The 22,256-nt window shown below is 45.5% G+C and carries 20 protein-coding genes and 1 pseudogene; 18 read left to right on the plus strand and 3 right to left on the minus strand.

Translation table 11 applies throughout. The annotated features are described in order from the left end of the window. Nucleotides 1-41 precede the first annotated feature (41 nt). From MCON_RS15215 to MCON_RS16890, 6 genes are all read left to right on the plus strand, one after another. Complete coding sequence (locus tag MCON_RS15215; RefSeq protein WP_157863728.1) at nt 42-1,409, plus strand: class I SAM-dependent methyltransferase; 1,368 nt, start codon at nt 42-44, stop codon at nt 1,407-1,409. A gap of 489 nt (nt 1,410-1,898) precedes the next feature. After that, nucleotides 1,899-2,363 (plus strand): hypothetical protein, encoded by a 465-nt coding sequence (locus tag MCON_RS07950; protein WP_157863729.1) that lies wholly within the window; start codon nt 1,899-1,901, stop codon nt 2,361-2,363. Nucleotides 2,364-2,912: 549 nt separating this feature from the next. Then, nucleotides 2,913-4,385 (plus strand): class I SAM-dependent methyltransferase, encoded by a 1,473-nt coding sequence (locus tag MCON_RS15220; protein ID WP_013719482.1) that lies wholly within the window; start codon nt 2,913-2,915, stop codon nt 4,383-4,385. Nucleotides 4,386-4,419: 34 nt separating this feature from the next. Beyond that, a complete protein-coding gene (locus MCON_RS07960) occupies nt 4,420-5,469 on the plus strand; it encodes a glycosyltransferase family 4 protein (RefSeq protein ID WP_048132154.1) in 1,050 nt (349 codons plus the stop codon). Beyond that, entirely contained in the window at nt 5,466-6,764 is a 1,299-nt protein-coding gene (locus MCON_RS07965; RefSeq protein ID WP_013719484.1) for a glycosyltransferase family 4 protein, read from the plus strand. The genes MCON_RS07960 and MCON_RS07965 overlap by 4 nt, the downstream gene beginning before the upstream one ends. 102 nt (nt 6,765-6,866) lie before the next feature. Beyond that, nucleotides 6,867-7,181 (plus strand): hypothetical protein, encoded by a 315-nt coding sequence (locus MCON_RS16890; RefSeq protein WP_157863730.1) that lies wholly within the window; start codon nt 6,867-6,869, stop codon nt 7,179-7,181. 30 nt (nt 7,182-7,211) lie between these two features. On the opposite strand, the gene MCON_RS07970 is transcribed toward MCON_RS16890, so the two are convergent. Beyond that, nucleotides 7,212-8,129 (minus strand): IS481 family transposase, encoded by a 918-nt coding sequence (locus MCON_RS07970; RefSeq protein WP_013719485.1) that lies wholly within the window; start codon nt 8,127-8,129, stop codon nt 7,212-7,214. Between the two features lie 184 nt (nt 8,130-8,313). Between MCON_RS07970 and MCON_RS07975 the strand changes: the two genes are divergently transcribed. The 3 genes from MCON_RS07975 (at nt 8,314) to MCON_RS07985 (ending at nt 11,809) form a co-directional block, all read left to right on the plus strand. Next, on the plus strand, nt 8,314-8,967 hold the full coding sequence (locus MCON_RS07975; RefSeq protein WP_157863731.1) for a hypothetical protein: 654 nt from the start codon (nt 8,314-8,316) through the stop codon (nt 8,965-8,967). A gap of 738 nt (nt 8,968-9,705) precedes the next feature. After that, nucleotides 9,706-10,233, plus strand: a complete 528-nt coding sequence (locus MCON_RS16135; protein ID WP_157863732.1) for a hypothetical protein — start codon at nt 9,706-9,708, stop codon at nt 10,231-10,233. Nucleotides 10,234-10,333: 100 nt separating this feature from the next. Further along, complete coding sequence (locus MCON_RS07985; protein ID WP_013719487.1) at nt 10,334-11,809, plus strand: hypothetical protein; 1,476 nt, start codon at nt 10,334-10,336, stop codon at nt 11,807-11,809. A gap of 30 nt (nt 11,810-11,839) precedes the next feature. Here the strand turns inward: MCON_RS07985 and MCON_RS16140 are convergent. After that, a pseudogene (locus MCON_RS16140) lies at nt 11,840-11,974 on the minus strand (IS3 family transposase); the annotation flags it as partial. A gap of 56 nt (nt 11,975-12,030) precedes the next feature. Here MCON_RS16140 and MCON_RS16145 point away from each other — a divergent pair. Continuing rightward, nucleotides 12,031-12,939, plus strand: coding sequence for a hypothetical protein (locus tag MCON_RS16145; protein WP_013719489.1), 909 nt, complete (start codon nt 12,031-12,033; stop codon nt 12,937-12,939). 267 nt (nt 12,940-13,206) lie between these two features. Here the strand turns inward: MCON_RS16145 and MCON_RS16150 are convergent, their stop codons facing one another. Next, nucleotides 13,207-13,371, minus strand: a complete 165-nt coding sequence (locus tag MCON_RS16150; RefSeq protein ID WP_013719490.1) for a tRNA pseudouridine synthase TruA family protein — start codon at nt 13,369-13,371, stop codon at nt 13,207-13,209. Between the two features lie 187 nt (nt 13,372-13,558). On the opposite strand from MCON_RS16150, the gene MCON_RS07995 reads away from it, so the two are divergent. From MCON_RS07995 to MCON_RS08025, 8 genes are all read left to right on the plus strand, one after another. Then, complete coding sequence (locus MCON_RS07995) at nt 13,559-14,104, plus strand: hypothetical protein (RefSeq protein WP_013719491.1); 546 nt, start codon at nt 13,559-13,561, stop codon at nt 14,102-14,104. 1 nt (nt 14,105) lies between these two features. After that, the gene (locus MCON_RS08000) at nt 14,106-16,211 is read left to right on the plus strand and encodes a glycosyltransferase (protein WP_013719492.1); all 2,106 of its coding nucleotides are present in this window, start codon (nt 14,106-14,108) and stop codon (nt 16,209-16,211) included. Nucleotides 16,212-16,438: 227 nt separating this feature from the next. After that, nucleotides 16,439-17,338, plus strand: a complete 900-nt coding sequence (locus tag MCON_RS08005; RefSeq protein WP_013719493.1) for an NAD-dependent epimerase/dehydratase family protein — start codon at nt 16,439-16,441, stop codon at nt 17,336-17,338. 9 nt (nt 17,339-17,347) lie between these two features. Beyond that, nucleotides 17,348-17,542, plus strand: a complete 195-nt coding sequence (locus MCON_RS17120; protein ID WP_083804694.1) for a GDP-mannose 4,6-dehydratase — start codon at nt 17,348-17,350, stop codon at nt 17,540-17,542. An 80-nt stretch (nt 17,543-17,622) separates the two neighbouring features. Continuing rightward, nucleotides 17,623-17,862 carry a hypothetical protein gene (locus tag MCON_RS08010; RefSeq protein WP_048132163.1) on the plus strand — a complete coding sequence of 80 codons (240 nt, stop codon included), beginning with the start codon at nt 17,623-17,625 and terminating at the stop codon, nt 17,860-17,862. 823 nt (nt 17,863-18,685) lie between these two features. Further along, nucleotides 18,686-19,027 carry a hypothetical protein gene (locus MCON_RS08015; RefSeq protein WP_013719496.1) on the plus strand — a complete coding sequence of 114 codons (342 nt, stop codon included), beginning with the start codon at nt 18,686-18,688 and terminating at the stop codon, nt 19,025-19,027. After that, nucleotides 19,024-20,676, plus strand: coding sequence for an NAD+ synthase (locus MCON_RS08020; protein WP_013719497.1), 1,653 nt, complete (start codon nt 19,024-19,026; stop codon nt 20,674-20,676). The genes MCON_RS08015 and MCON_RS08020 overlap by 4 nt, the downstream gene beginning before the upstream one ends. A 153-nt stretch (nt 20,677-20,829) precedes the next feature. Next, the gene (locus MCON_RS08025; protein WP_048132165.1) at nt 20,830-22,188 is read left to right on the plus strand and encodes a DUF7343 domain-containing protein; all 1,359 of its coding nucleotides are present in this window, start codon (nt 20,830-20,832) and stop codon (nt 22,186-22,188) included. Nucleotides 22,189-22,256 lie beyond the last annotated feature (68 nt).

Here is a 22,256-nt window from a genome sequence, read left to right on the forward strand (position 1 = left end):
TTAATTTAAAAGGGCAGCAATTTTGCTCGGAGGACGTATCCATGATTGCGAGATCATCCAAGGCCAACAATTTTCAACAAGAAGAGGCATGTTTAGCGCATATTGATGAGTTCCCCAATGGTCAGTGCTTGCCGTTGCCGGATGGTATATCGGAAAGTGCACTTTTTTCGTTCTTGAGATCGGTATGTGCAGTAGGTGAGCCTTCTCCCGAAGTCGTTCAGAGATATTGCGAAGACCATTTTAATAGAATTGTATTTACTTATGGGCTGATAAAGGGCTTGAAAGGCAAATGTCTTGAGTTGGGATCTGCTCCCTATTTTATAACAATGCTACTAAAGCAATTTACTGACCTTGAACTTGTATTGGCAAATTATTTCGGCCAGCGATATGCAGGTATTTACCGGGAAAATGCCGAAAGAGTATGCCCCTTAGAGATATCCTTTGAAAATCCAAGAAATCATATGAAAGAGTATATAAAAACGGAATTTTATCAATTTAATGTAGAAAGCGATATGTATCCTTTTAGTGATTCTGAATTTGACGTTGTTCTGTTCTGCGAATTGATAGAGCATATGCAAATGGACCCGATATATGCTTTGATGGAGATGAAAAGAGTACTTAAGCCAAATGGAGTTCTTATATTAACAACTCCAAACGCGAATAGAATAGAAAATATTATACGCATGATTTCTGGTTCGAATATATATGATCATTATTCTGGATATGGCCCTTATGGACGACATAATAGAGAATATAATGTTCATGAATTAATGACTTTGCTAGAATACTGCGGATTCTCAATAGACAGCATCTCTGCAATTGATACGACTAATGTCTCTGCCTGGGAAGATCCAATTATTAAACAATTAGAACCCTTATTAGGGGAAAAGGAACATTCTCTTGGCAAGCAAATTTTTATTCGTGCGAAAAATACAAAAGAAGCTAGACGAAAAAGACCCGCTTTCCTATATGCTAATTACCTACCAGAAGAGCTCGAAAACTTTAAATTGCCTGAAAAAGAAGATGTTATTAATGAGCCATCTATTGCATTTATTGGCGATTGGCATGATCTCGAACTCTGGAATAGCACACCGACTCGATGGATAGGTCCTGACGCATCATTGCATATATATTCTGAACAAAATCGCAGCACAAAATTTTGTTTTAAAGTATTAAGCTTCTATAGTCAAAGGAATCTGGAGGTCCGCTTTGGAGAGGCGCTAATTGCGAAGTATGAAGTACCTACTAGTTTCATCAACGTCTGTGAGGCTATAAATTTATCAGCAGGCGCCAATGAATTGCGCCTGCATGTGCGCGAAGGTTGTGAGAGGCCTTGCGATAAACCAGAGCTAAAAAACACGGATAGTCGATGTTTGAGCTTAGCGATTCAAGAGGTAACATTCTCATAATTATTCCACATTCCTATGAGAGAACTGATCTTCATATTTACTACTATTTTACATCAAGATGGAGACACTACCCACTACCATCTGATCTCAAGGATGAAGCTCATGAAGATGATGATCGATGCAGGGCCTAAAAATGGGGAGGTCAGGGTCAGTGCGCTGGCCTCCCTAGTTGACCGCGGTTCTCTGTTATCTGCTATGCCCTCAAGCTGGTTGAACTAAATCGCCTTTCGCTACCTATATATAAATGAGCTTCAATCTCTATTGGGTGATAAATTGAGGAAAATAATCTTATTGATAGTGCTACTATGTTGTGCAACTCTCAATTTCAGCGGCTTTGCTGCAAATTCGCAATCTGGGACCTCATTGGGGCTAAATCAGCTTAAACAATCCGAATCCATTCTCAATACTCCAGCCACAAACCAACAAGCGAACTCTACCGCTACGCAGGTCCAAGTATTGAAGCAAGACAGTGGGACAAATATCTCTAATATGAATATCACCTTATCTGTTTCACCTACCTATGGGTCAGCGCAGACAGTAAAGTTCACCGCACCAAAATCAGCCTGGAAGCTTGAGGGCATATTGATAATGGCCACCGATGGTTGGAACGAGAGTAACAAACAGTTGCCGAATCCCTTACCTTTCGCTATTGAGATCCGGGATGCCAATTTGAGGCTGCTATATCATTTTGCAGATACTCAGCTGCCTTACTTCACCTATGACCAAGGGGTCAGAATGGCAGTTATAGAAGTGCCCGACATACTCGTGAGTGGAGATTTCTTTGTTTGCTTCTACGGCTATCAATCCCTCGGTCTTGCTGCAGAGCTTCAGAACGCGACAGGCAACTCCTATATCTTCGATAAGCAAACAGGCCAGCTTTATTCATCTGATTTGACATTAGGAAATAACCAGACGCTTCCAATAAACTGGCTCATAAGAGTCGAGGGGGAGTAAACATCTCTGAGCATATAAGAATGTGGCCGTAGCCAAGACCGATGATCTGAGGTATGGTGGATAGGATTAATCCTATCCACATTTTCCGGGATTGCTGTTCATCTTCTTCATATCGCTGATCATCAGGGCGATGTTGCTTCGCAGAGCCATGGAGGCGGAGCTGCTGGACGAGAAATCCATTGAAGATATCCTCATGGAACTGTTGAAGCTTCGAGCTTTCAAAGTGAGTGGAAGATGGAGGCGGATGGAGGTATCAAAAAAAACAGAGAACGATATTCATAAAGATGGGGATAGGAGTTCCTGTCGAGGCCAATTCAGTTATTATATAATAAGGTCAGAATTTAGGTTTAGGTACTATCGGATTAGCCACAAATTGTTTAATTATAAAAATTTTATGAATAATTCAAATTGCATAATTTGAATGGGCGCAAAATAGTTTAAGGCCCCATAGAGCAGATGTATTGGCAAGTTTAAAATAGCTGGAAATAGTTTGTGCTTGCTAAATGCTCGATGTACTTTGCATTGGCAGCATGGTTCAGAGGTGTATGAGTGGGCAAATCCGATGTCGGTGATAAAGGCACAAACGTTGATGATGTGATGCGCAAAATAAAAGAGAGCATTAAAATACGACAAGCAGTCAATGCCTCAACCAAAACAGAGGATACATCAGACAGCGAGACAAAAGGGGATGCGCTACATGAAACAGAAAACCGCAAAGAATGGGAATATATCAACTCGAACTGGAATATTCAAAATAATAACTATTTTATAAGCTCGCATAGACGGATTTTGGGGAAGCCCTTAATCAAAGGAAGAGAGCTGGTTCACGGCGAGGTCCAGCGCTACATTGATCCGTCACTCTGGAAACAGAGAGAATTCAACTCATGCATTGTGAGGATCTTAAATGGAATCTCGGAAAGGCTAGGAAGAGTTGATGATAGGATAGCCCAGTCCCAGTCAGCAATCTCAGATCAAGTCAATGATAGGATAGCCCAGTCCCAGTCAGCAATCTCAGATCAAGTCAATGATAGGATAGCCCAGTTCCAGTCAGCAATCTCAGATCAAGTCAATGATAGGATAGCCCAGTCCCAGTCATCGATCTCAGATCAAGTCAATGATAGGATAGCCCAGTTCCAGTCAGCAATCTCAGATCAAGTCAATGATAGGATAGCTCAGTCCCAGTCCAAGGTCTATTCGGACATCGGCGAGCAGGTCCGAAGTGTTATATTGGCAATGAATAAAGATATCGAAAATAGAGCTTGGCTGGCCGGGATTCTAGAGGAAAAAATCGCTAAGAGCAAAGAAAAGAGATCGGATGAAATGCTTTCGAGTCAGGTGACGGGATTAAACTACTTCATCTTTGAGGACAGGTTTAGGGGCAGTAGGAATGATACTAAAGCAAAGCAATTAAAATTTGTCAAATATTTTGAAGGCTGCAAGAATGTGCTTGATATAGGATGCGGTAGAGGCGAATTCCTTGAGCTGCTTAAGGATAATGGAATAAGCGGGCATGGCATAGATATCGATGAAGATATGGTGAGGTACTGTAGATCGCGGGACCTTAACGTGGAAAAGCTGGATGCTGTTAGTTACCTGAATCAATTGGAGGATAAAAGCCTTGATGGCATATTCATTGATCAGGTTGTAGAACATCTCGATCCCGACTATCTGATAAAGATGATTGATCTATGCTACATAAAAATGTTGTTTGGAGCATACATAATTATGGAAACGGTCAATCCCCTATCTTTATTGTCATTGGCCGACTTTTACATGGATATGAGCCATAAGAGGCCTGTTCACCCCGAAACGCTCAAATTTCTGATGAGTGCCGCGGGTTTTAGAGAAACTGTTGCGCAGTTCTACGAACCAGCTGTAGAGGACGGAAGGCTTCGATATATTGACGCCGATGAATTGGCAGAAAAGGAAAGAAGCTTGGCCGATATAATCAATAGAAATACAGATATGCTGAACAATATGATTTTTGGACCACGAGATTATGCAGCAATTGGAAAAAAATGAACCACATTGTAGCAATTAATGAGTGAGGCAAAGGATGAGGTTAGCTTTATGCGCGGTACAGGTACCGTTTGTGAGGGGCGGTGCTGAGCTTCATTGTGATAGCATTTATCGAGAGCTGATTAAGAGGGAACATGAAGTTGAGTATATAAAAATACCATATAAATGGTATCCGCCGCAAGAAATAATAAACCATTGTCTCGCATGGCGACTACTTGACCTGACCGAGAGTAATGGCAAGAAAATTGATGGAGTCATAGCAACAAAATTTCCATCATATATTATAAAACATCCAAACAAGGTTATATGGCTACTCCATCAATCGAGAACCGCATATGAACTTGCCAATACTTCATTCGACGATTTTATGCCATATGGAAAAATAGGTGATATAGTTAAACAAAAAATATATACCATGGACAGGATCTGCTTAAGTGAATCAAAAAAAATATATACAAATTCTCAGAATGTATCAAACCGGCTTTGGAAATTTAACAAAATAAAGGGGGAAGCATTATATCATCCCCCACCCCTTATGGGAAGATACTTTTGCGATTCATATGAGGACTTTATCTTTTATCCAAGCAGGCTGGAATCTATTAAGCGTCAAGACTTAATTATTTCGAGTATGAAATATTTACAGAGCAATATTAAGCTCAAAATTGCGGGAAGCGGCTCCCAATTAGAATCTTACAGGAGTTTAGCAAAAAAATACAAGGTTGCAGATAAAGTCGAGTTCTTGGGTTATGTTTCAGACAATGAACTTCTGGAAAATTATTCAAAATGCATGTGCGTTGCCTATGTACCTTTCGAGGAAGATATGGGCTATGTTACTCTTGAAAGCTTTCTCTCAAAAAAACCCGTAATTACATGCAATGATTCAGCTGGTCCACTTGAATTCGTGGAGGACGGTGTTAATGGATATATAGCCGAGCCTGCACCTGAAGAGATTGCAGCAAGCATAGACAAGCTATATCAAGACAATACATACAAGCAAATGGGCGAAAAAGGATACCGCAAGATCAAAGATATGAACCTCTCCTGGGATAATGTGATCGATAAACTAATTGGGCCGATGAAATCATGAGAATAGCATATTTTACTCCCGTAAGTCCTCAGAGGACAGGAATAGCCGATTATTCTGAGAGAGAAACGCTTCCGTATTTATCAAGATACGCGGATATAGATGTTTTTATTGATGAGAGAATTAAGCCAACAAACCAAGATCTCATAAGCAATTTCAATATTCACCCATATACTGAATATGATGAGATGAAGGGCAAATATGATATCGCGCTTTATCATATGGGAAATAGCGAATATCATAAGTTTATATACGAGTCTTTGTTAAAATATCCAGGAATAACAGTTCTTCACGACATCTATTTGCATGGATTTTTGTGGTGCAATTCTCTTTCAAAAGGCGATCGACAGAATTATCTAAAAGAGTTTGAATATTGTCACGGCCCAGAAGGTCTAGAGGTTGCGAAGAAAGCTGTGGAGACGGGAGTATATCCTGAATTCGAGTACCCTTTAATAAAAAGAATTGTAAATAATAGTTTAGGGATAGTTTGTCATAGCAATTTTGGATTAAAAAAAACATTGGAGTGTAATTCTGGAGTATTCACTTCAAAGATCAACCATCCCCTCCGAATAGCGGAAGAGATAAAAATTATCGATAGAGTTGATACAGAGGATCTTAAGGTAAAACTGGGTATAGATAAGAAGGAACAAGTTATAACAAGCTTTGGCTTCATAAACGCGCATAAGCGATATCCAATCTTATTGAGTGCGTTCAAGAGATTCTTGAGAGACTATCCCAATTCAATTCTTCTCTTGGTGGGGGAGGATCTAATGGGTATCGATGGGCTGATAACTGACTTGGGGATAGGAAAATCAGTTAAGATGACTGGGTATGCTCCGTTTAATAGAATTATGGACTATTTAGCAGTATCCGATTTCTGCGTTAATCTAAGATACCCTACTGCTGGCGAGACGAGTGGCAGCGTCCTGCGAATCATGGCAGCTGGAAAGCCTGTCATTGTCTCTAATGTCGGGTGGTTCTCAGAGATACCCGATAGCTGCTGCCTTAAAGTGGATGTCGATTCCTATGAGGAAGAGATACTATTGGAATGCATGAAGCTACTCTCTTACGACATCCATCTGCGTGGAGCTTTGGGAGCGAATGCGAAAAGTTACGTTATCAAAGAGCACGATCCTGAGAAGATCGCTAGAGAATACTATATGTTTATCAGAAATATCTTGAATGGGAATGAAATTATCATTGAAGATGTATCAGAAAAACTCATTGAATTAGGTATCAGAGATAACGATGAGGATATAATAAGAAAAGTATCAGAGCAAGTGCATGAATTGTTTTGATGAAATTTTATACAAGCAAACAAATTAGAATAATTTTTAAAAAATATGGGAATGAGATGCGCTAAACCGTTTCCTCACGACTATCGAAGGTCAAAGAAATTAGTGGATGAAGAAGTGATCATCTGTTTTATAGTTGAATCGTCGCCACAAACAACGGCGAATACTCAACGTCTTTGGTCTTTTGGCAAACCTACTATCTACCAAAATACAGATAAGATAAAGGCTAATGCGTTTGGCTGTTACATGCTTAATGGGATATCTGTCATTGATTTCAAAGAACATTTAGAATGGAGAGCGATTTTAATGCAACAAGCTAGATTAAAAAGGATTCGCGGGGTATATAAATGCCAAGCTTTGGGACTCTATACGATAGCATCAATGCTGTGTAGTCCTGAAATTATTTCGCGCCCGACCTAGTTTTATAGTATTTGAATTATTCATATAATTTCACAACCCAAACAGTCTATGGCCAATTGCGAAATAAGCTTCCAATGGCATTTTTCGCCTGAAAGCCCTTTCTGGAGTCTCCAAGCTTTGGAAATTCAAGCTTCCATGAGGTCTATCGTTATACCAAGTGATAAACTCGTCGAATGAATGAAACGCAGGCCTGTGCTTGACGTATTCTCCGAAAAACCGTTCTAGCTTCCCGTTTGTCTGAGGATGCTTCACTCTGGCTAATATAGGCTTGATACCATATTTTTTGAGGTGATCTTTGAATTCGCTGTTCCAGCTTCCGTCGTCGTGGATTCTGTGGGCTCCAAACTCGCTGCCATGATCGAGTATCAGCTCCCTCAAGGGACAGAGCCACCAGAATTTGTCTACCAGTTGATCGATTATCAGAATGCTGTTCTCTGTATTGATCTCGGTAAACTCCCCTCCGGCCAGCACCATCCTGGATGCATCATCCAGAATTACACAAACCTTGACACCAGTCCCATCCCATTCATGCCAGTCAATATGCCCCGCTGACATGCTGTGCTTTCGTTCATAACGAACCCACTTCCGGCGCTTCTGTTTCTTCAGATCTTCCTGGGCCAGACCTGCTGCCTTCAGGTACATGTGTATGCGATTATGTGATATGCAAATCTTAAATTGTTTCCGGATCACAGTCTCCAGCATGCGCGCTCCAAAGCGGTAGCGAGCATGGGCTGCTCTGATGACCTCTGTCTCTTTCTCAGTGAAGGGTTTGCGGGGGCGACCAACTTTTTCGCCTAATACAGGTTCTTGCCCGGTCTCCTTGTATTCTTTAATGATCTGCTGGACTCTCCTTTGTGAGACCTTGACATCCCGCGCAATCTCTTTTGTGGGCACCCTTTTGCGGTTTTGACGAAGAATATAGCGAACCTTCGTCTTGTTCAATTTCATATCTTGGACTATGCGTCCAAGCTTAGATGATAGGCGAAATAATTTCGGGACTCTACACGATAGCATCAATGCCGAAATGTTTATATCGTATCGACTGAAATGGGTACAGCATAGTGTTCAAAAGACGTAATAGGAGGAAGCATATATGAATACTCGATATAAAGTGGCGCTATTGTTATGTGCTATGATGCTGATAGCAACAGCGCCTTCCGCGTTTGGTACGATAACATATGGTGGTGCCAACGTTGAAGTTCCGACTTCTAATCCAGCGGTCGCCGCAGGCGATACTGGTACCCTAAATAACTGGGCTGGTGCTCTGATATATAATACACCAAAAATGACTGCTGGTGTTGGCTGGCCCAGATTGATGACTATTGCGAATAACAATATCGTAGTTGATCCAAGTGGTCCAGCTCCTTACACCAAGTATTGTCGTTCCTGGGTCTTCACGGGTGCCTCTTTACCTGCAGGATTTACAGGTGATGCCGCAGCCGAATGGACAGGCAATTTAGCACCTGCCTCGGCCAGCGAAGTTCTGAATACAGGAGACACTATCATAATGTCCGCTTCCGCGAATGGACAGTCTCATTCTGAAATACACGCCACAACTGCAGGCACGATTCCAACGACTGCGCAGACTCTAATCGACGCCTGGGCTGGCAGCCGTAATGCGTTGTTTGCTGTTAACGCTTGGGATAGGGATCTCTATGGCAACGCTCAGATAACCTCAACAGCACAGACCAATGCAGCAGGCAGTGTTTCAACAGGGGCTACAGCTGCAGGATATACAGGTAATGAAGAGCCTCAACCCTATGCAGTTGCAGGCTTCAGTGCCTAGAGGATTACCATGTCATCAGGCTCCACAAGAGTTCCTGGTGCAATCAGCGGAACGGTAACAGGGACAACGAGCGTTGAGATAGCGAATGCGCTGGGAGGACCGGTCGCTGCACGGGCCCCTGGCTTGGCCGCTGGATATGCTACAGCAAACACTTATGCAATGGCTGCCGCATCTGACCTTCCAAATACACGCAGCTACTCCCTGAGCGATATTCGATCCAGTGCGAGGGCAACTAGACCAACCACTAATGGTGAAACAGCAGTCCTTGCCAGATCCGATGGAACTGCATCCTCAGAGGCTTGGGACTCATCTCGCAATTGGGCTTCACCTACCGCTCCAGGAACAGGCAATTCTATTACCTCGGTAACGGGCAAGACAGTTGCACAAGCTACTGCAATGAGGGCCGGAGATCGTGTCTTTGGTGACCCCTTAGTACTAGGACCAGTCCTTGCTGCAAGGAGTCCGGATGGTCTACAAACATGGTCACAAATGCTTGCAGTGGCCTCTAAGGGCCAATCTGTAAACCAAATCCTTACAAATCCCTATGAGAGAGATGCATTTACTTTCGCAGATACCAGCGCAAGGGTTATAAGGACCACTGGTAGCACCGCGGACGCTAATAGGGCAATTAGCGCTACCTGGCTAGGAAGTGCAGCAACCACTGACGCCAATCTACCCCTAACCAATGGTGCCTCACTCAATGCCAAGAGTGCAGAAACCCAGAGTGGGTTTAATACTGTGGCAACTCTAAGCAACATAGGCATGAGTTCGGGTGCTCACGCAAAGAGCGCAACAACTACCTTTACAGGTCCGATCTTCCAGGGATCAACTGCCAAGCTCGCCGCTAAGGCGCACTTTACAGGCGTGGGAACACAACCCCAGCAGGTGGCCATAGGTAACGTACTCGCCTATCCTGCTGGATCCTTCTCCCCTACAGGCTTCCTGAATGGCTTCACAACTAATGGACCTGGCTTCACAGGAGAAGGATGGGACGATGCTGGCTCCTATATAATCGCTGGAAGCCAGGACGCTACCACCACTGGTTCTTCCGGAACCTACAGCCTCACTGCCCAGCCCACGGATGTTCGTGAATGGGTCACTGGCGCTTCTCTGCTTAACAACAATTGGATACTCCAGAGGCCGGCTCCATTAGACTGGCAGAAGCCTCAGACAGTTAACGCTGTCCCCAATCTCCAGGAGATTCCAGTTGCTGGCAGGAATCCGGATAGCTACCAATGGTCTGGCGATCTGACCGGCCCATCTTAAACAGTGCAATAAGGTAGGCTTTAAAACCTACCTTTTTGAGTTTTTTTGCATTAAGGGGGTTAAAGAAATGAAGTGTTTGTTTTACGTTTCTATATGTTTGATGATTATTTCAGGATTCGCTTCTGGCGCAACAGAGATAACAGGTGGCTGGAATGCGGTGGGTGGTGGCGCAGGCTCAAGCCAGGGTGATAGCTATGTATCCACCTGTGGCTCTGATCCCTCTATCACCCTAGGCATAACCTCGACTTCCTCAGTATTCGGTCTGGGCAGCTTCTCAGATCAAAGAAATGGCAGTATGAGTGTCTCCTTGCCATTGGGTGGATATGTCCTCCGCACGGGATTTGATGGCTCCGTCAACTCCAGCATATCCCTGGACAGTGGGGGCGTTGGCTCAGTAACATCCTATTTGGGAGCTACGGCCACAGGAATGTCTACAGGCCATACCCTTGCCGGAAACGACAGCTACGATCTCTTTGGCTCTGCAGATATAAAGACCGAAGGTTATCTTGTCGGCAAGGGAACTGCAAACGCCATTGCCAATGGATCCTCAAGCTATGGCGTCACAAAATCAGGCACAACGGCAGAGATCTGGGGTCAGACAAAGGGACGAAGCAGCCTTGAATTAGTTGGACTGTCCAGCAGCTCCTATGCCAGCACTGGAGGCATGTCAAACGGCATACATACCGAGTCTAGGTCCACTCAGACCATCCTGGATGAGAAAAAATCCAGTAGCATAAGTCGCATATCCTCATATCTGTCTGTTGTTAACAGCGGCCATGCCAAGGCCATTTCTACTGGCGTCGCAGAAAGCGGTTCCTGGAATTCGGATATTAGTGATTCTAAGATCAAGGGACAGAATGAGAATGCTGCATCCTATGCCGCAGGGGAGATATCAGGATACGTGGAAGCAAACGGCGAAGGAGACGCTGCCGATATATCCTCAGTGATACAGTCGAGCAGCAGCAGAGACCCGAGACTTTATGTCTCCGGAGGACCGGCCGCTTATGCAGCAGTCACACAGAATTCCTCATCGTCTCGCACCTATGCAGAAGTATCTGCAAAGAATTCAACATGGAGTTCTTCTGCTCGAGGAGCAGCCAGCCAAAAGGCCCTGGAGAACGGAACTTTAGACGACTTGACTTCAGTTGCCAGGGTAAACCAGAACGACTCCAATGCTATCACCTTTGGAAAGATCCTGCTTTATGCGGATTATCAAACATGGAGCACCATTAAGGCTGCCACAGGCAACTTCAGTCTCGATGTCTATGCTGAAGCTAGCAAGAATAAGAGCTACCTTTCCAGCACCACTATGGGTATCTTAGGCACAGGAAACATGACCTCAGGCGATCCAAGCTTCTCGGGTGAAGGCGGGTTCATGTTGGCAAAGAACATGACTCATTACGCAATATTGGACTCGTCAAGTACTATTAAAGCTTCGAATAAGGTCGGAAGAGCCTTCATTAATACAAATCCACTAGCTTATGAGACGATAACTCAGTCAGCCAAGGCGGAATCCGTAGCTGATCCGGTTAGAGCGTGGGGTAGGACTGATGGGGCATATATAATCAGCGTCTAATTTTTTTATTTTATATTCATTTTTTCATCTTCAATCTGAAGACATGTAATCCAGTGCCGAATGCAGTCTCTTCATATTGTAAACCTTCTCAATGAAATGCCAGACGTTTTCATAGGCATCTTCAAATGTTCCGTATTCATTAGGATATACCTCCTCGACCTTTAGATGCGAGCCTCGACTGCCATAAGGTTTAAATCCTAAATCAGCAAATGAAACCCACAATGAAATCTTTGCTGGTTATCCTCACCGTGCTTTTTATCTTCTCATCTATTGGAATAGGTTATGTGATAACAGGTGGAGATGTCGTCGAAGTACATGGTCAGGGCACTAACTCAACAGGAACAGGAAATCCCCCTACCTATGATATTAGCTACTCGTCTCTAACGCCCAGAGATCCCAGCCAGTATAGAAGTCCTGCGTCTAATTTTACACCACCTAATCCAGTAAATAACAATAGTACCGGACTGGGACTGAATTGGAGTGCTAATAGAAATTCTTATCCAATTATTTTTGATAGCCGGTCGAGCGTTAGTGGAACTGGTCGTTTCTCAACCTATCGTGCAATGGAGGAAAAAACAGGGGTGGCAGCAAAGCAAGTATCCAGCGCAAATTATGGAGTTGCAAGCCTTTCAAGTTGGATAACACTTACAAGCGATGTAATAAATAATACAATAGATTATGCTAACATTAGTAACCATACATATATAACAATAGATGAGGTGAAGCCGACATACATTATATCTTTTGATAACACACAATTTTCTGGAGTATTATTCCGAGAGCGTGAGTCGTATTCGAATAATGGAGACCTAATAGAGAGCAAAATAACTTCTGGGCAAATAGCTAAGGAATCCCGCCTCATAAATGGCCTGGATAATGCCTTTTTCAGAGGGGATATTACCAAAAATCGAACTATTGTTAGAGGTCTATTTAACAAGACTATGGATTATAGCCTGGCAGCAAATTACGTTGGAGTATTAAGCTTAAGCAGCAGGTCCGGTGGATCAAACCATGCTGAAGTTACTCAGGAATATGTTGGCATAATGAATTTGAGTTCTCATCAACGGATTCAAGAGATATTTAAGCGCATAAACGAAACAGATAGCTGGCTTAATTGCTGTCATCCATAAGACTATACGCTCCTTGGGCGCTGCTGCTTATGTTGACCAAATGAGTGAAGTGAAGCGGGGACGGGGCAGCTGCGCAGCAAGATGGGCGGCCTTATATACTTTCATTGAATTGATCGATTCGCATAGATGGCACGCCTCATCCCGGACCGCTCCGCTGCTACTTCTCCATCGCCCTCTGCATCGTCCTTGCCACATTCGCCCCGCCATCCTCTCTTGCACCATAGCTGAAAGTGCCGTCGCACGCGCCCGGGAGTACTCATCCACCTGCTAGACCAGCCCCTCGTATCCCACATTCATGAGAATGAGGCCCACCGCAGGCGCCGTGGGCGCGCCGTGGTTCCGCTCAGGCCGCAGAAGGTCTGAGAACCAGCTCTTCACCGTATCCACCTTGGCAGAGGAGAAGTTTCGAAAGTCGTGCTCGCCTAAAAGCAATAGGCATTTATCTTTGAATGAGTGAGCAGAATCAGGATATACAGCAATTATGGCAAGCTATCCATTCCTCTCCGGCTGGTTTATATAAAAGGTATTTATCAATGGAAGAAATGTAGAACAAGTAATTATATGGTGCAAGGCGAGTATGAAGAAAAATATGGTACACTAATTCAGGAAATGAATCGATATGATTGGTGCTGGAACGCGCTATGGCAAGCAATTATCTTCGCTTACGGTTCGTGCAGACACGTTTAGGCGATGCATTAAAGAAAGAGACAAACGCATCAGTGAGCTAGAGGATCTGCTCAGAAGTTCAAACGAGAGGGCAGATGAACTGGAACGCATGATAGTTGACATGCAACAAAGCCTTTTATGGCAGCTACTGATTAGATATCAGTCTGGCTTTGTGGAGAGGGTGTTACCACTTGGCACAGGGAGGAGAGAAAAGTACGATTTAGCCCAGAAAGGTGGAAGGATTCTGTTCAATAAGGGATGGAGAGACTTTTGCAGGAGTCTCATTAATCCTCGCGGTACGCGGAGCTGTTTTGATTCGGAAAATTCAAGGAAAGAAGCCTCTTCGCTTAATGAGAGAAACTGGCAAGCCAAATATAATTATAAAAATTATGGTGGAAAAAAGTTTATTCTCTTGAAAAATGCTGAAATCAGAGCTGATAAGGATGCAGTGAAGACCGAATTAGAGAATATACTTAAAAAATTAAATGGCGAGATCTGATATGGAAAAGCTTGTATCGATAATTGCCGTCAATTATAATGGGAAAGATTATATAGAAGATTTTTGTAATTCTATATTAAATACAAACATAGATGATTTTACTTGTGAGATTATTATCGTAGATAATTTATCTAAAGATGATTCTGTGAATTTTTTGGAAGCAAACTATCCAAAGATAAAAGTTATAAAGAATAATATAAAAAATTATGCGAAGGCAATAAACCTTGGCATCAAGAATGCAAAGGGACAGTACATTGCTATCCTGAATAGTGATATCGTCGTTGAAAATAACTGGCTGAAAGGGCTCGTGGATATAATAGACCAAGATGAAAAGATTGGGGTTGTACAGAGCAAAATGCTTTTTTCAGATGAAGAGATGATTGAGAGTGCAGGTGTGGAGGATGCAGAGGATTTTTATTTTAGCGATATAGGATTTGGAGACAGGAATTTTGCCAAATATAATGAAATACGAGAGCTTGACTATTTTGCTGGCGCGTCCTTCTTATTGAAGAGAAAATGCGCGGATGAAGTGGGGAGGTTTGATGAGGATTTTTTGATGTATATGGAGAACGTAGATTATAGTATTAGATGCAAAGATTTAGGATGGAAAATAATTTATTCTCCGAATAGCGTGGTTTATAGCAAATGCCATAGCATTGCGTCATCTACCATGGGGAACTATCTCCGATCGAGAAACAGATTGCTCCTTATGGGTAAACATTTTCCACAAAAATTAGCAGAAAGTATCGAGACGTCTCATTTTTATATTAAAAGAGAGCATGAGAGTCTATATCACTCCTTGATTCAGGCGGTAAAAAAGGTAGCAGAAAATAACGACACAAAAACTGTCAATCGAACCCTAAAAGAGTTAGCTGATGTTATACCCGAGATTTTTGGAGCGCGAAAAGCCATAAACTTTTTTTCCCAGCTCGAAGTTGCATTGGATTTGAGGAAAATTAGGGTGGGAATTTATGACCATGCGTTTCATTTTGCAGGGGGGGGCCAGAGATACGTAGCAGAGCTCGCACAGATACTTCAAGATAGATATGATATTACATACATCGTCAATAAAGATATCAGCCTGGAAAACTACCGCGAATGGTTCGACATTGACCTATCCAAATGCAAGCTAAAGATAATAAAAATACCCTTTTTCGAGGAAAGAGGTATCTACATCATAGATGAATGCATGATAGTTCATCAAAACGAAAATCCTTTCGATGTTATAAAAAATGAAAGTATTAATTATGATATATTCATAAACGCAAATATGCTTACAAAAGTGAGACCTTTATCCAGCCTATCTGCATTTATATGTCACTTTCCAGATAAAGATATGGGTAGATTTTTCAACGTAGATAGATATGACTATGTGATTACAAATAGCAACTATACCACTCATTGGCTAAAGCAAAAATGGGGACTTGACTGCACATTGCGCCTGTATCCACCAGTCAACATGTTCAATGATACAAGTGACCTTGGTGAGAAAGATAAAATGATTCTGTCTGTGGCCAGATTTGAGACAGGCGGAAGCAAAAAGCAGTTGGAAATGATTGAAACATTCGTAGACCTATGCAAAAAAGATAAACGTATAAAAAAGGAATGGAAACTGATCCTGGCTGGCGGTACGCCCAAAATAAATCCGTACTATGATAAAGTCAGGAAAAAGGCGAAAAGAATTAGTAATATCGAAATTGCTACAAATTTAAATAATTATGAAATTAAACAATTGTATAGCAACGCATCCATCTTCTGGCACGCGTGTGGTCTTGATGAAATTGACCCTCGCCTGATAGAGCACTTTGGCATGACTACAGTGGAAGCGATGCAAAATTATTGTGTGCCGGTTGTAATCGATGGCGGAGGGCAGAGGGAAATTGTCGAGCATGGAATCAGCGGGTTTAGGTTTACATCAAAAGAGGAGCTTAAGTCTTATACATTGAAGCTGATCAACGACGATTATCTCCGCGAGAAGATGGCAAAAAATGCGTATAATAGAAGTAAAAAATTCACCAAGGAGGAATTTGAGAAGAAAGCTTTAGAGTTCTTCTCAGACATCGAGAATAGATTGAGGGGCGGAGAGCCCATGGAAGTCAATCGTTAAGCTTGCCATCTGTCATCAAGATACAAAAGCTCCTTCGGGCCCCGGTAGCATCCAGCACCAGCCTGCTAAAAACTTAATAATACTGCATAACATTTCTGCGTGGGTATAAACACCAATTTTAAATACCCCCTGGAGTAATTCACTTGCGCTTCAAAGATAATTGCATAAATATGAAATCATAAAATATTGCTTCAATATAAAGTAATGTTTCCGGGGGCAAATCTACGATGAGCATATTAGTCACAGGAGGCGCAGGCTTCATAGGTTCTAATCTGACAGAAGATCTCTTGGCGTCGGGAGAAGAGGTGGTTGTCTTAGACAACATGCACACAGGCAGCAAAACCAATCTGGATGATTTGGATGGTCGCCTGAAGGTAGTTCAAGCAAGCTGCAACCAAATTCCCCGCCTGGACCTGAATCCGGAAGAGATCTACCATCTGGGAATACCATCTTCATCCCCCATGTATAAGAAAGATCCCTTCTTGGTTGGTGAAGCGATCAATGGAACTACTGCTATCTTTGAGTTGGCCCGCAGGACGGGTGCTAGAGTTATCTACGCATCGTCCTCATCCCTCTACAACGGCCTTCTTCCTCCCCACCGTGAGGATATGGTCATTGGGGTGACCGACTACTACACTGAGGCCCGGCTGGCAATAGAGAGGATAGCAGAGCTCTACAAGCGACTCTTCGATGTTAACTCTGTGGGCATGAGGTTCTTCTCTGTATATGGACCAAAGGAGAGGACCAAAAAGCAGTACGCCAACATGGTCACTCAGTTCCTGTGGGAGATGCAGGAGGGCCGGTCCCCAGTGATATTCGGAGATGGGTCCCAGACCCGAGACTTCACCTACGTCAAAGACATTGTAAGAGCCCTTCAACTGGCCATGGACTCAAATTATCACGGAGTTCTCAACGCAGGAACTGGGAAGGCATATAGCTTCAACGAAGTAATAAGAATGCTAAACCAGAAGCTTGAGTCTGCCATAAAGCCCAAGTATACGGAAAACCCGATTAAAAATTACGTGCGTCATACGCTGGCTGATACGTCCAAGTGCAGAGAGATCCTGAAGTTTGAGGCACAATTTACGTTGGAAGAAGGGATAAGCAAGCTGGTGGATTATTATTGAGGATTGGATATGTGTTTAAATAATAAAAATATTTTGATAACTGGTATCAGCGGATTCGTCGGGTCCTATATAGCCAAAACACTCATTGATCAAGGGGCAAAAGTCTATGGGGTTTTAAGACGAAGGGCAGATGGGCGCTGTGCCGAACAACCTGAAAAGGCTTGGCATAGCCCGCGGGGTTCACCTCCTGGTGGGGGATCTTGAAAATATATCCCGCCTAGGGAGCGCGTTTTCTGTCAGCCGCCCGGATCGGCATACGCTTCGAGAAGACTAAGGTCGATGACATGATGCTTCGCGGAAATCTTGAGTTCACGCTGGAGGACGGTGGTATCGTGGCTTATGCGGATTCAAAGAGAATAAAAGCAGCCTTTGATCCTAATAGATTCAGGCCAGCAGAGGTTCCGATTCTCCTATCGGACACTACGAAGATCGAGAAGCTAGGATTCAATGCGAAGTGCAGCCAAAAAGAGGTTGTGAACGACCAGCTAAACCATTACCTATCTGAGAAGGAGCGCAAGGGCTAGACGTTGAAGATCGCTATTATAGCTTGCATCGGGGATAATGGGCATACGTATTCAACATAAGTTTGAATCAACTTAACCTGTTCTAACTTCATTCGGCAGCGCCTTGGATGCCCCGCAGCTTCCTGCGAGGGTGCGCCGCCGCAGTTCCACTGCTGGATCACGGGTTTCTGCGGACGAATCTTGCGAGCTATTTGGTTCTTCGCTGAATTATGTGGGTGAGTTCAGACAGAGAATATGGCCTCTGTTCCTCTGTGTCTCTGCCGTTGGGTCAGAACATAGCGGTTAACTACAGAGGAACGGAGACACAGAGAAATTCCGATTCAAGTTCACCCATACAAAATGGCGAGGAGCCATTCATTTCCTGCTCTTTCTGATGTCCGTCGCGCACGCATCCCTGTCCTTCAAATTCGCGCCACGGGCCAGATCGCACCTTGACCGGGCCGAGCTAAGCCCCCAATAGCGAAGCTCTGAGGTTTCACAGATTTCTCTCTACCTGGCGGCCTGCCTTGCGTGGAGATCTTGACGCCGTTGTTGCCAAGTCTTTCCACTTGACTCAGACCATTCCCTTGCGGGAATCATGCTACGCAAAGCGATTGTCTTTCGTTCACCGTCTTTCTCCTGGTAGATCCAGGAGTGCCCTACCTCATAGAGGCGAAAGACTGTTTCCTAGACAATTGCTCATAGCCAGACTTCTAGATTTAGATGAAGACGTGAAAAAGTAATCATGCAAGGGGTACGATTCATCTCACCCCCCCGAAGGAGGTGGGTCTTCTCTACCCCTTGACCCCAACGTTATAAACCCCTGTTGCGCATACCTCCCTTCATGAGCGATACAGAGGCAAAGTCCAGCATCGGCCCGGGCATGGGCCTGATCCATCTGGAGACCGGGGTGCAGATCATCATCCCCGCCCAGATCGAGCCGGAGAGGATTGTGGCAGCAATAGAAGCTCTACTGGCTGCAGTCAAGGACAATATGAGCGAGGGCATAGGCTGCTCGGATATCGCCTGGATGACCTCCTCGGATGTCAATGCCATGCTCCTGGTGAGCACTGATATGGAGGAGGGGCCAGCAGGCGCAGTTTCCGCCCTTCATGCCGCAGCGGAGGCCTTCTCCGAAAGGTCCGGTCGGGTGATATCGCAGATGGAGGCAGATTCCGGGGAATGAAAATCGCCTTACTGCAGCTAAATCCCACCATAGGAGACCTGGCCGGAAATAAGGGTCTCATCGCCAGGGCCATTCGTCGCGCGCCGGATTTCGATTTAGCCGTCACATCCGAGCTTGCCCTTCTGGGCTATCCGCCATGCGATCTACTTCTCAATGAGGAATTTGTAGAGCGGAGCTGGCAGGCTCTGGACGAGCTGGCCGAAGAGCTGGCAGACCTCCCTCCGGTTCTGGTGGGCCAGGCAGAGCCGAACACCTCCGCCGGGGAGCGCCCTCTTTTCAACTCTGCTGCCCTGATCCGGGATGGGAAGGTGACAGAGACCTTTCAGAAGAGCATGCTCTCTGGTTGCGATCTATTCCACGAGGACCGCTACTTCCAGCCGGGCAAGGAGGCTCGGCTTCTGCAGATCGAGGGCCAATCACTGGGCATACTGATAGGCGAGCTTCTTTTGGGCAGCAGCGATAACGAAAGGCAGGATCGGCCCGATCCCATTGCAGAGCTTCGGGCCAAAGGCGCTGACGCTATAGTCAACCTATCCGCCTCCCCCTTCACCGCGGGAAAGCAGCTCCTTCGGGAGGCAAGGCTATCAGATCTCGCCAAAAAGCACTGCTTGCCCATCCTTTCTGTCAATCAGGTGGGCGGGAACGATGATCTGATATTCGACGGTAGAAGCTGCTTTTTTGATGCCGCAGGCCGCCTTATTGCCAGAGGACGGGGATTTGAGGAGGATATCATAGTAGCAGACCTGGATGAGCCAAAAGAGATCATAGCTGCTGACGACTTCACTTTCGAGGCGGAGATCTGGAGGGCCCTGGTCCTGGGGACGAGGGATTATGTGCATAAATGCGGCTTTTCCAGCGTCCTCCTGGGGCTTTCTGGAGGGATCGACTCCTCCCTGGTGGCAGCCATAGCCGTTCAGGCCCTGGGGCCGAATAACGTCCTGGGCGTTCTTCTGCCCTCGCCTTACACCCGCCAGAGCAGCATCGACGATGCCCTGGCCTTAGCCGCCAACCTGGGCATCAAGACTATCTCCATCCTTCTTACCGATATCATGGGCTCTTTTGAGTTGGAGCTGGCAGAGCATTTCGCTGGAAGGCCGAAGGACATCACTGAAGAGAACATCCAGGCCAGAATCCGCGCCACACTCCTCATGGCCCTGTCCAATAAGTACGGCTCCATTCTTCTGGCTACCGGGAACCGGTCAGAGCTCTCCGTGGGCTACTGCACCATCTATGGCGATATGGCCGGGGGCCTGGCAGTCATCTCCGACCTGCCCAAGACAATGGTCTACAGGATTGCGGAATGGCTCAACTCCACCGCCAGCAAACCGGTCATTCCCCCAAGCATCATTAAGAAGCCTCCCTCGGCAGAGCTCAGGCCCGGCCAGACCGATCAGGATAGCCTGCCGCCTTATCCCCTGCTGGATGAAATCCTCAAGCGATATATCGATGAGCACCAATCCCGGGCGGATCTGCTTCGAGCCGGATTGGACGAAGTGACGGTGGACAGGGTCATATCCCTGGTCAAGAACGCTGAATTCAAGAGGGTTCAGGCCGCTCTCGGACTCAAGGTGATCGATAAAAGCTTTGGAGAGGGCTGGAGGATGCCTGTTGCCTGCCGGATCGGTCAGGAAAAAGCAGGACATGGGTAAGGCAGGGCTCCACAGGACAGCGAGGATGGGACAAAGACCCTCGGCAGGTGAAGATAGACAATAAGCGGAACAGAGCGCTGGAGCTTTGCCGGCCAAAAGGGCATTGATATCCAAGTGATTTTAAATAGATCCAGGCTAAAGACGGTATACGCTATGATGAATTGGATCGACAGGAGACGTACTCGCCGCTGGCAATCCGCTGTCCTGGCCAGCATTTTCCTGCTCGGCATATCCTCATTATTTCTTCTCCTCTCCCTCTCTCTTGGAATGGAGGAGGCATCCACGCAGGATAGCCTCACACTCAATGTCTATCTGGACCCAGCGGGAAAGGCCCTGGTTACCGGCTATGCGGATAATATCTCCGGCCTGAATTTTCTCGCCGCTTCAGAGTACCAGTATGAGAACGATACTCATCGGCTTTATGCCCTCACCGACGGCCTGACCGCAAAGACAAGCCAGGTCTGGACTTTAAACTTGGATGCAAAAGGATTATTCGAGGACTACAGGATCACCTTTTATCTGCCCGGTGATATGCGCCTGGGCCAGATCAATGCTTCTTTAGGCCTCCAGTATCATCTCTCCGCCTTCAATGATTCCCTTGTGGCGGATGTGCAGGGCTATGAGGTGCAGGATCCCTCGATATCCATTCAGTATCAGCAACCCTTGGCTGCGGGATCAGCACCCTTCTCTCTTCCGGCCATCCCTCCAGGCCTTCCTCCCGGCTATCCCGGCGCCGGTATCAGTCTCATCTTGCTCCTGGCTGGGGCATTCATTCTTGCCATAGGATCCGTTCTGGGGGTGATCCTCTGGAGGCGCAGGCTCCAATCGCTCCCTAGCCCCTCTCCTCTGGGAAATGGCACGCAGGCGAATGCAGACCCAACCATGTCCCCCGCCCTTTCTTCAACATGTGCTGTGAGCGGGGATGAATGCTCAACCAGTCCAGGCCAATCCATTGAAGAAGGCCCAAATGAGGTCAGTCCATCCGTCGTCTATGCGCCTGTGGACGCTCCCGCCAATGCTGCGGATGAAAGCCCGCCTCCCATCTCTGGCCCGTCCACCTCTCTTTCCAGTGCTTTCGCGAATGGTAGCAGCACCATATCCAGTCCACCTTCTGGCGATGAGGGCGCTACATATGAGCATGTTGCTGATATTGAGGAGTCTCGCCGGTCCGGCACGCAGCCTGATGTTGACCTAGACCAGCCCTCCGAAACGGCGGCGAACGAGCCGGGATCGGGATGGGAGGGCAAGCAGAGAATCCAGCTGAGCCGGGAGATGGAGGCGGTCATTCAGACCCTTACCCATAGAGAGCAGGCGGTCATATCAACCCTGGTCGAGCATGGGGGCAGAATGACCCAGGCTGAGATCAGGTATGAGACAAAAACCCCTAAATCGTCTCTAACTGGCATTTTAATCTCTCTAGAGAGGAGAAAGCTGGTAACTAAGAAAGAATGGGGCAGGACAAACATAATAGAACTATCTGAGTGGTTTTTATCCCAAAGGGAACGTTCCTAATTCTTTATCACTTCTGTCTAAGGTCCACAGGCATAATTTTGTCTCCTTTTCCGATGGTTCGTTCTGCT

Origin of the sequence: Methanothrix soehngenii GP6 (assembly GCF_000204415.1) — an archaeon.
Taxonomy (GTDB): Archaea; Halobacteriota; Methanosarcinia; order Methanotrichales; family Methanotrichaceae; genus Methanothrix; species Methanothrix soehngenii.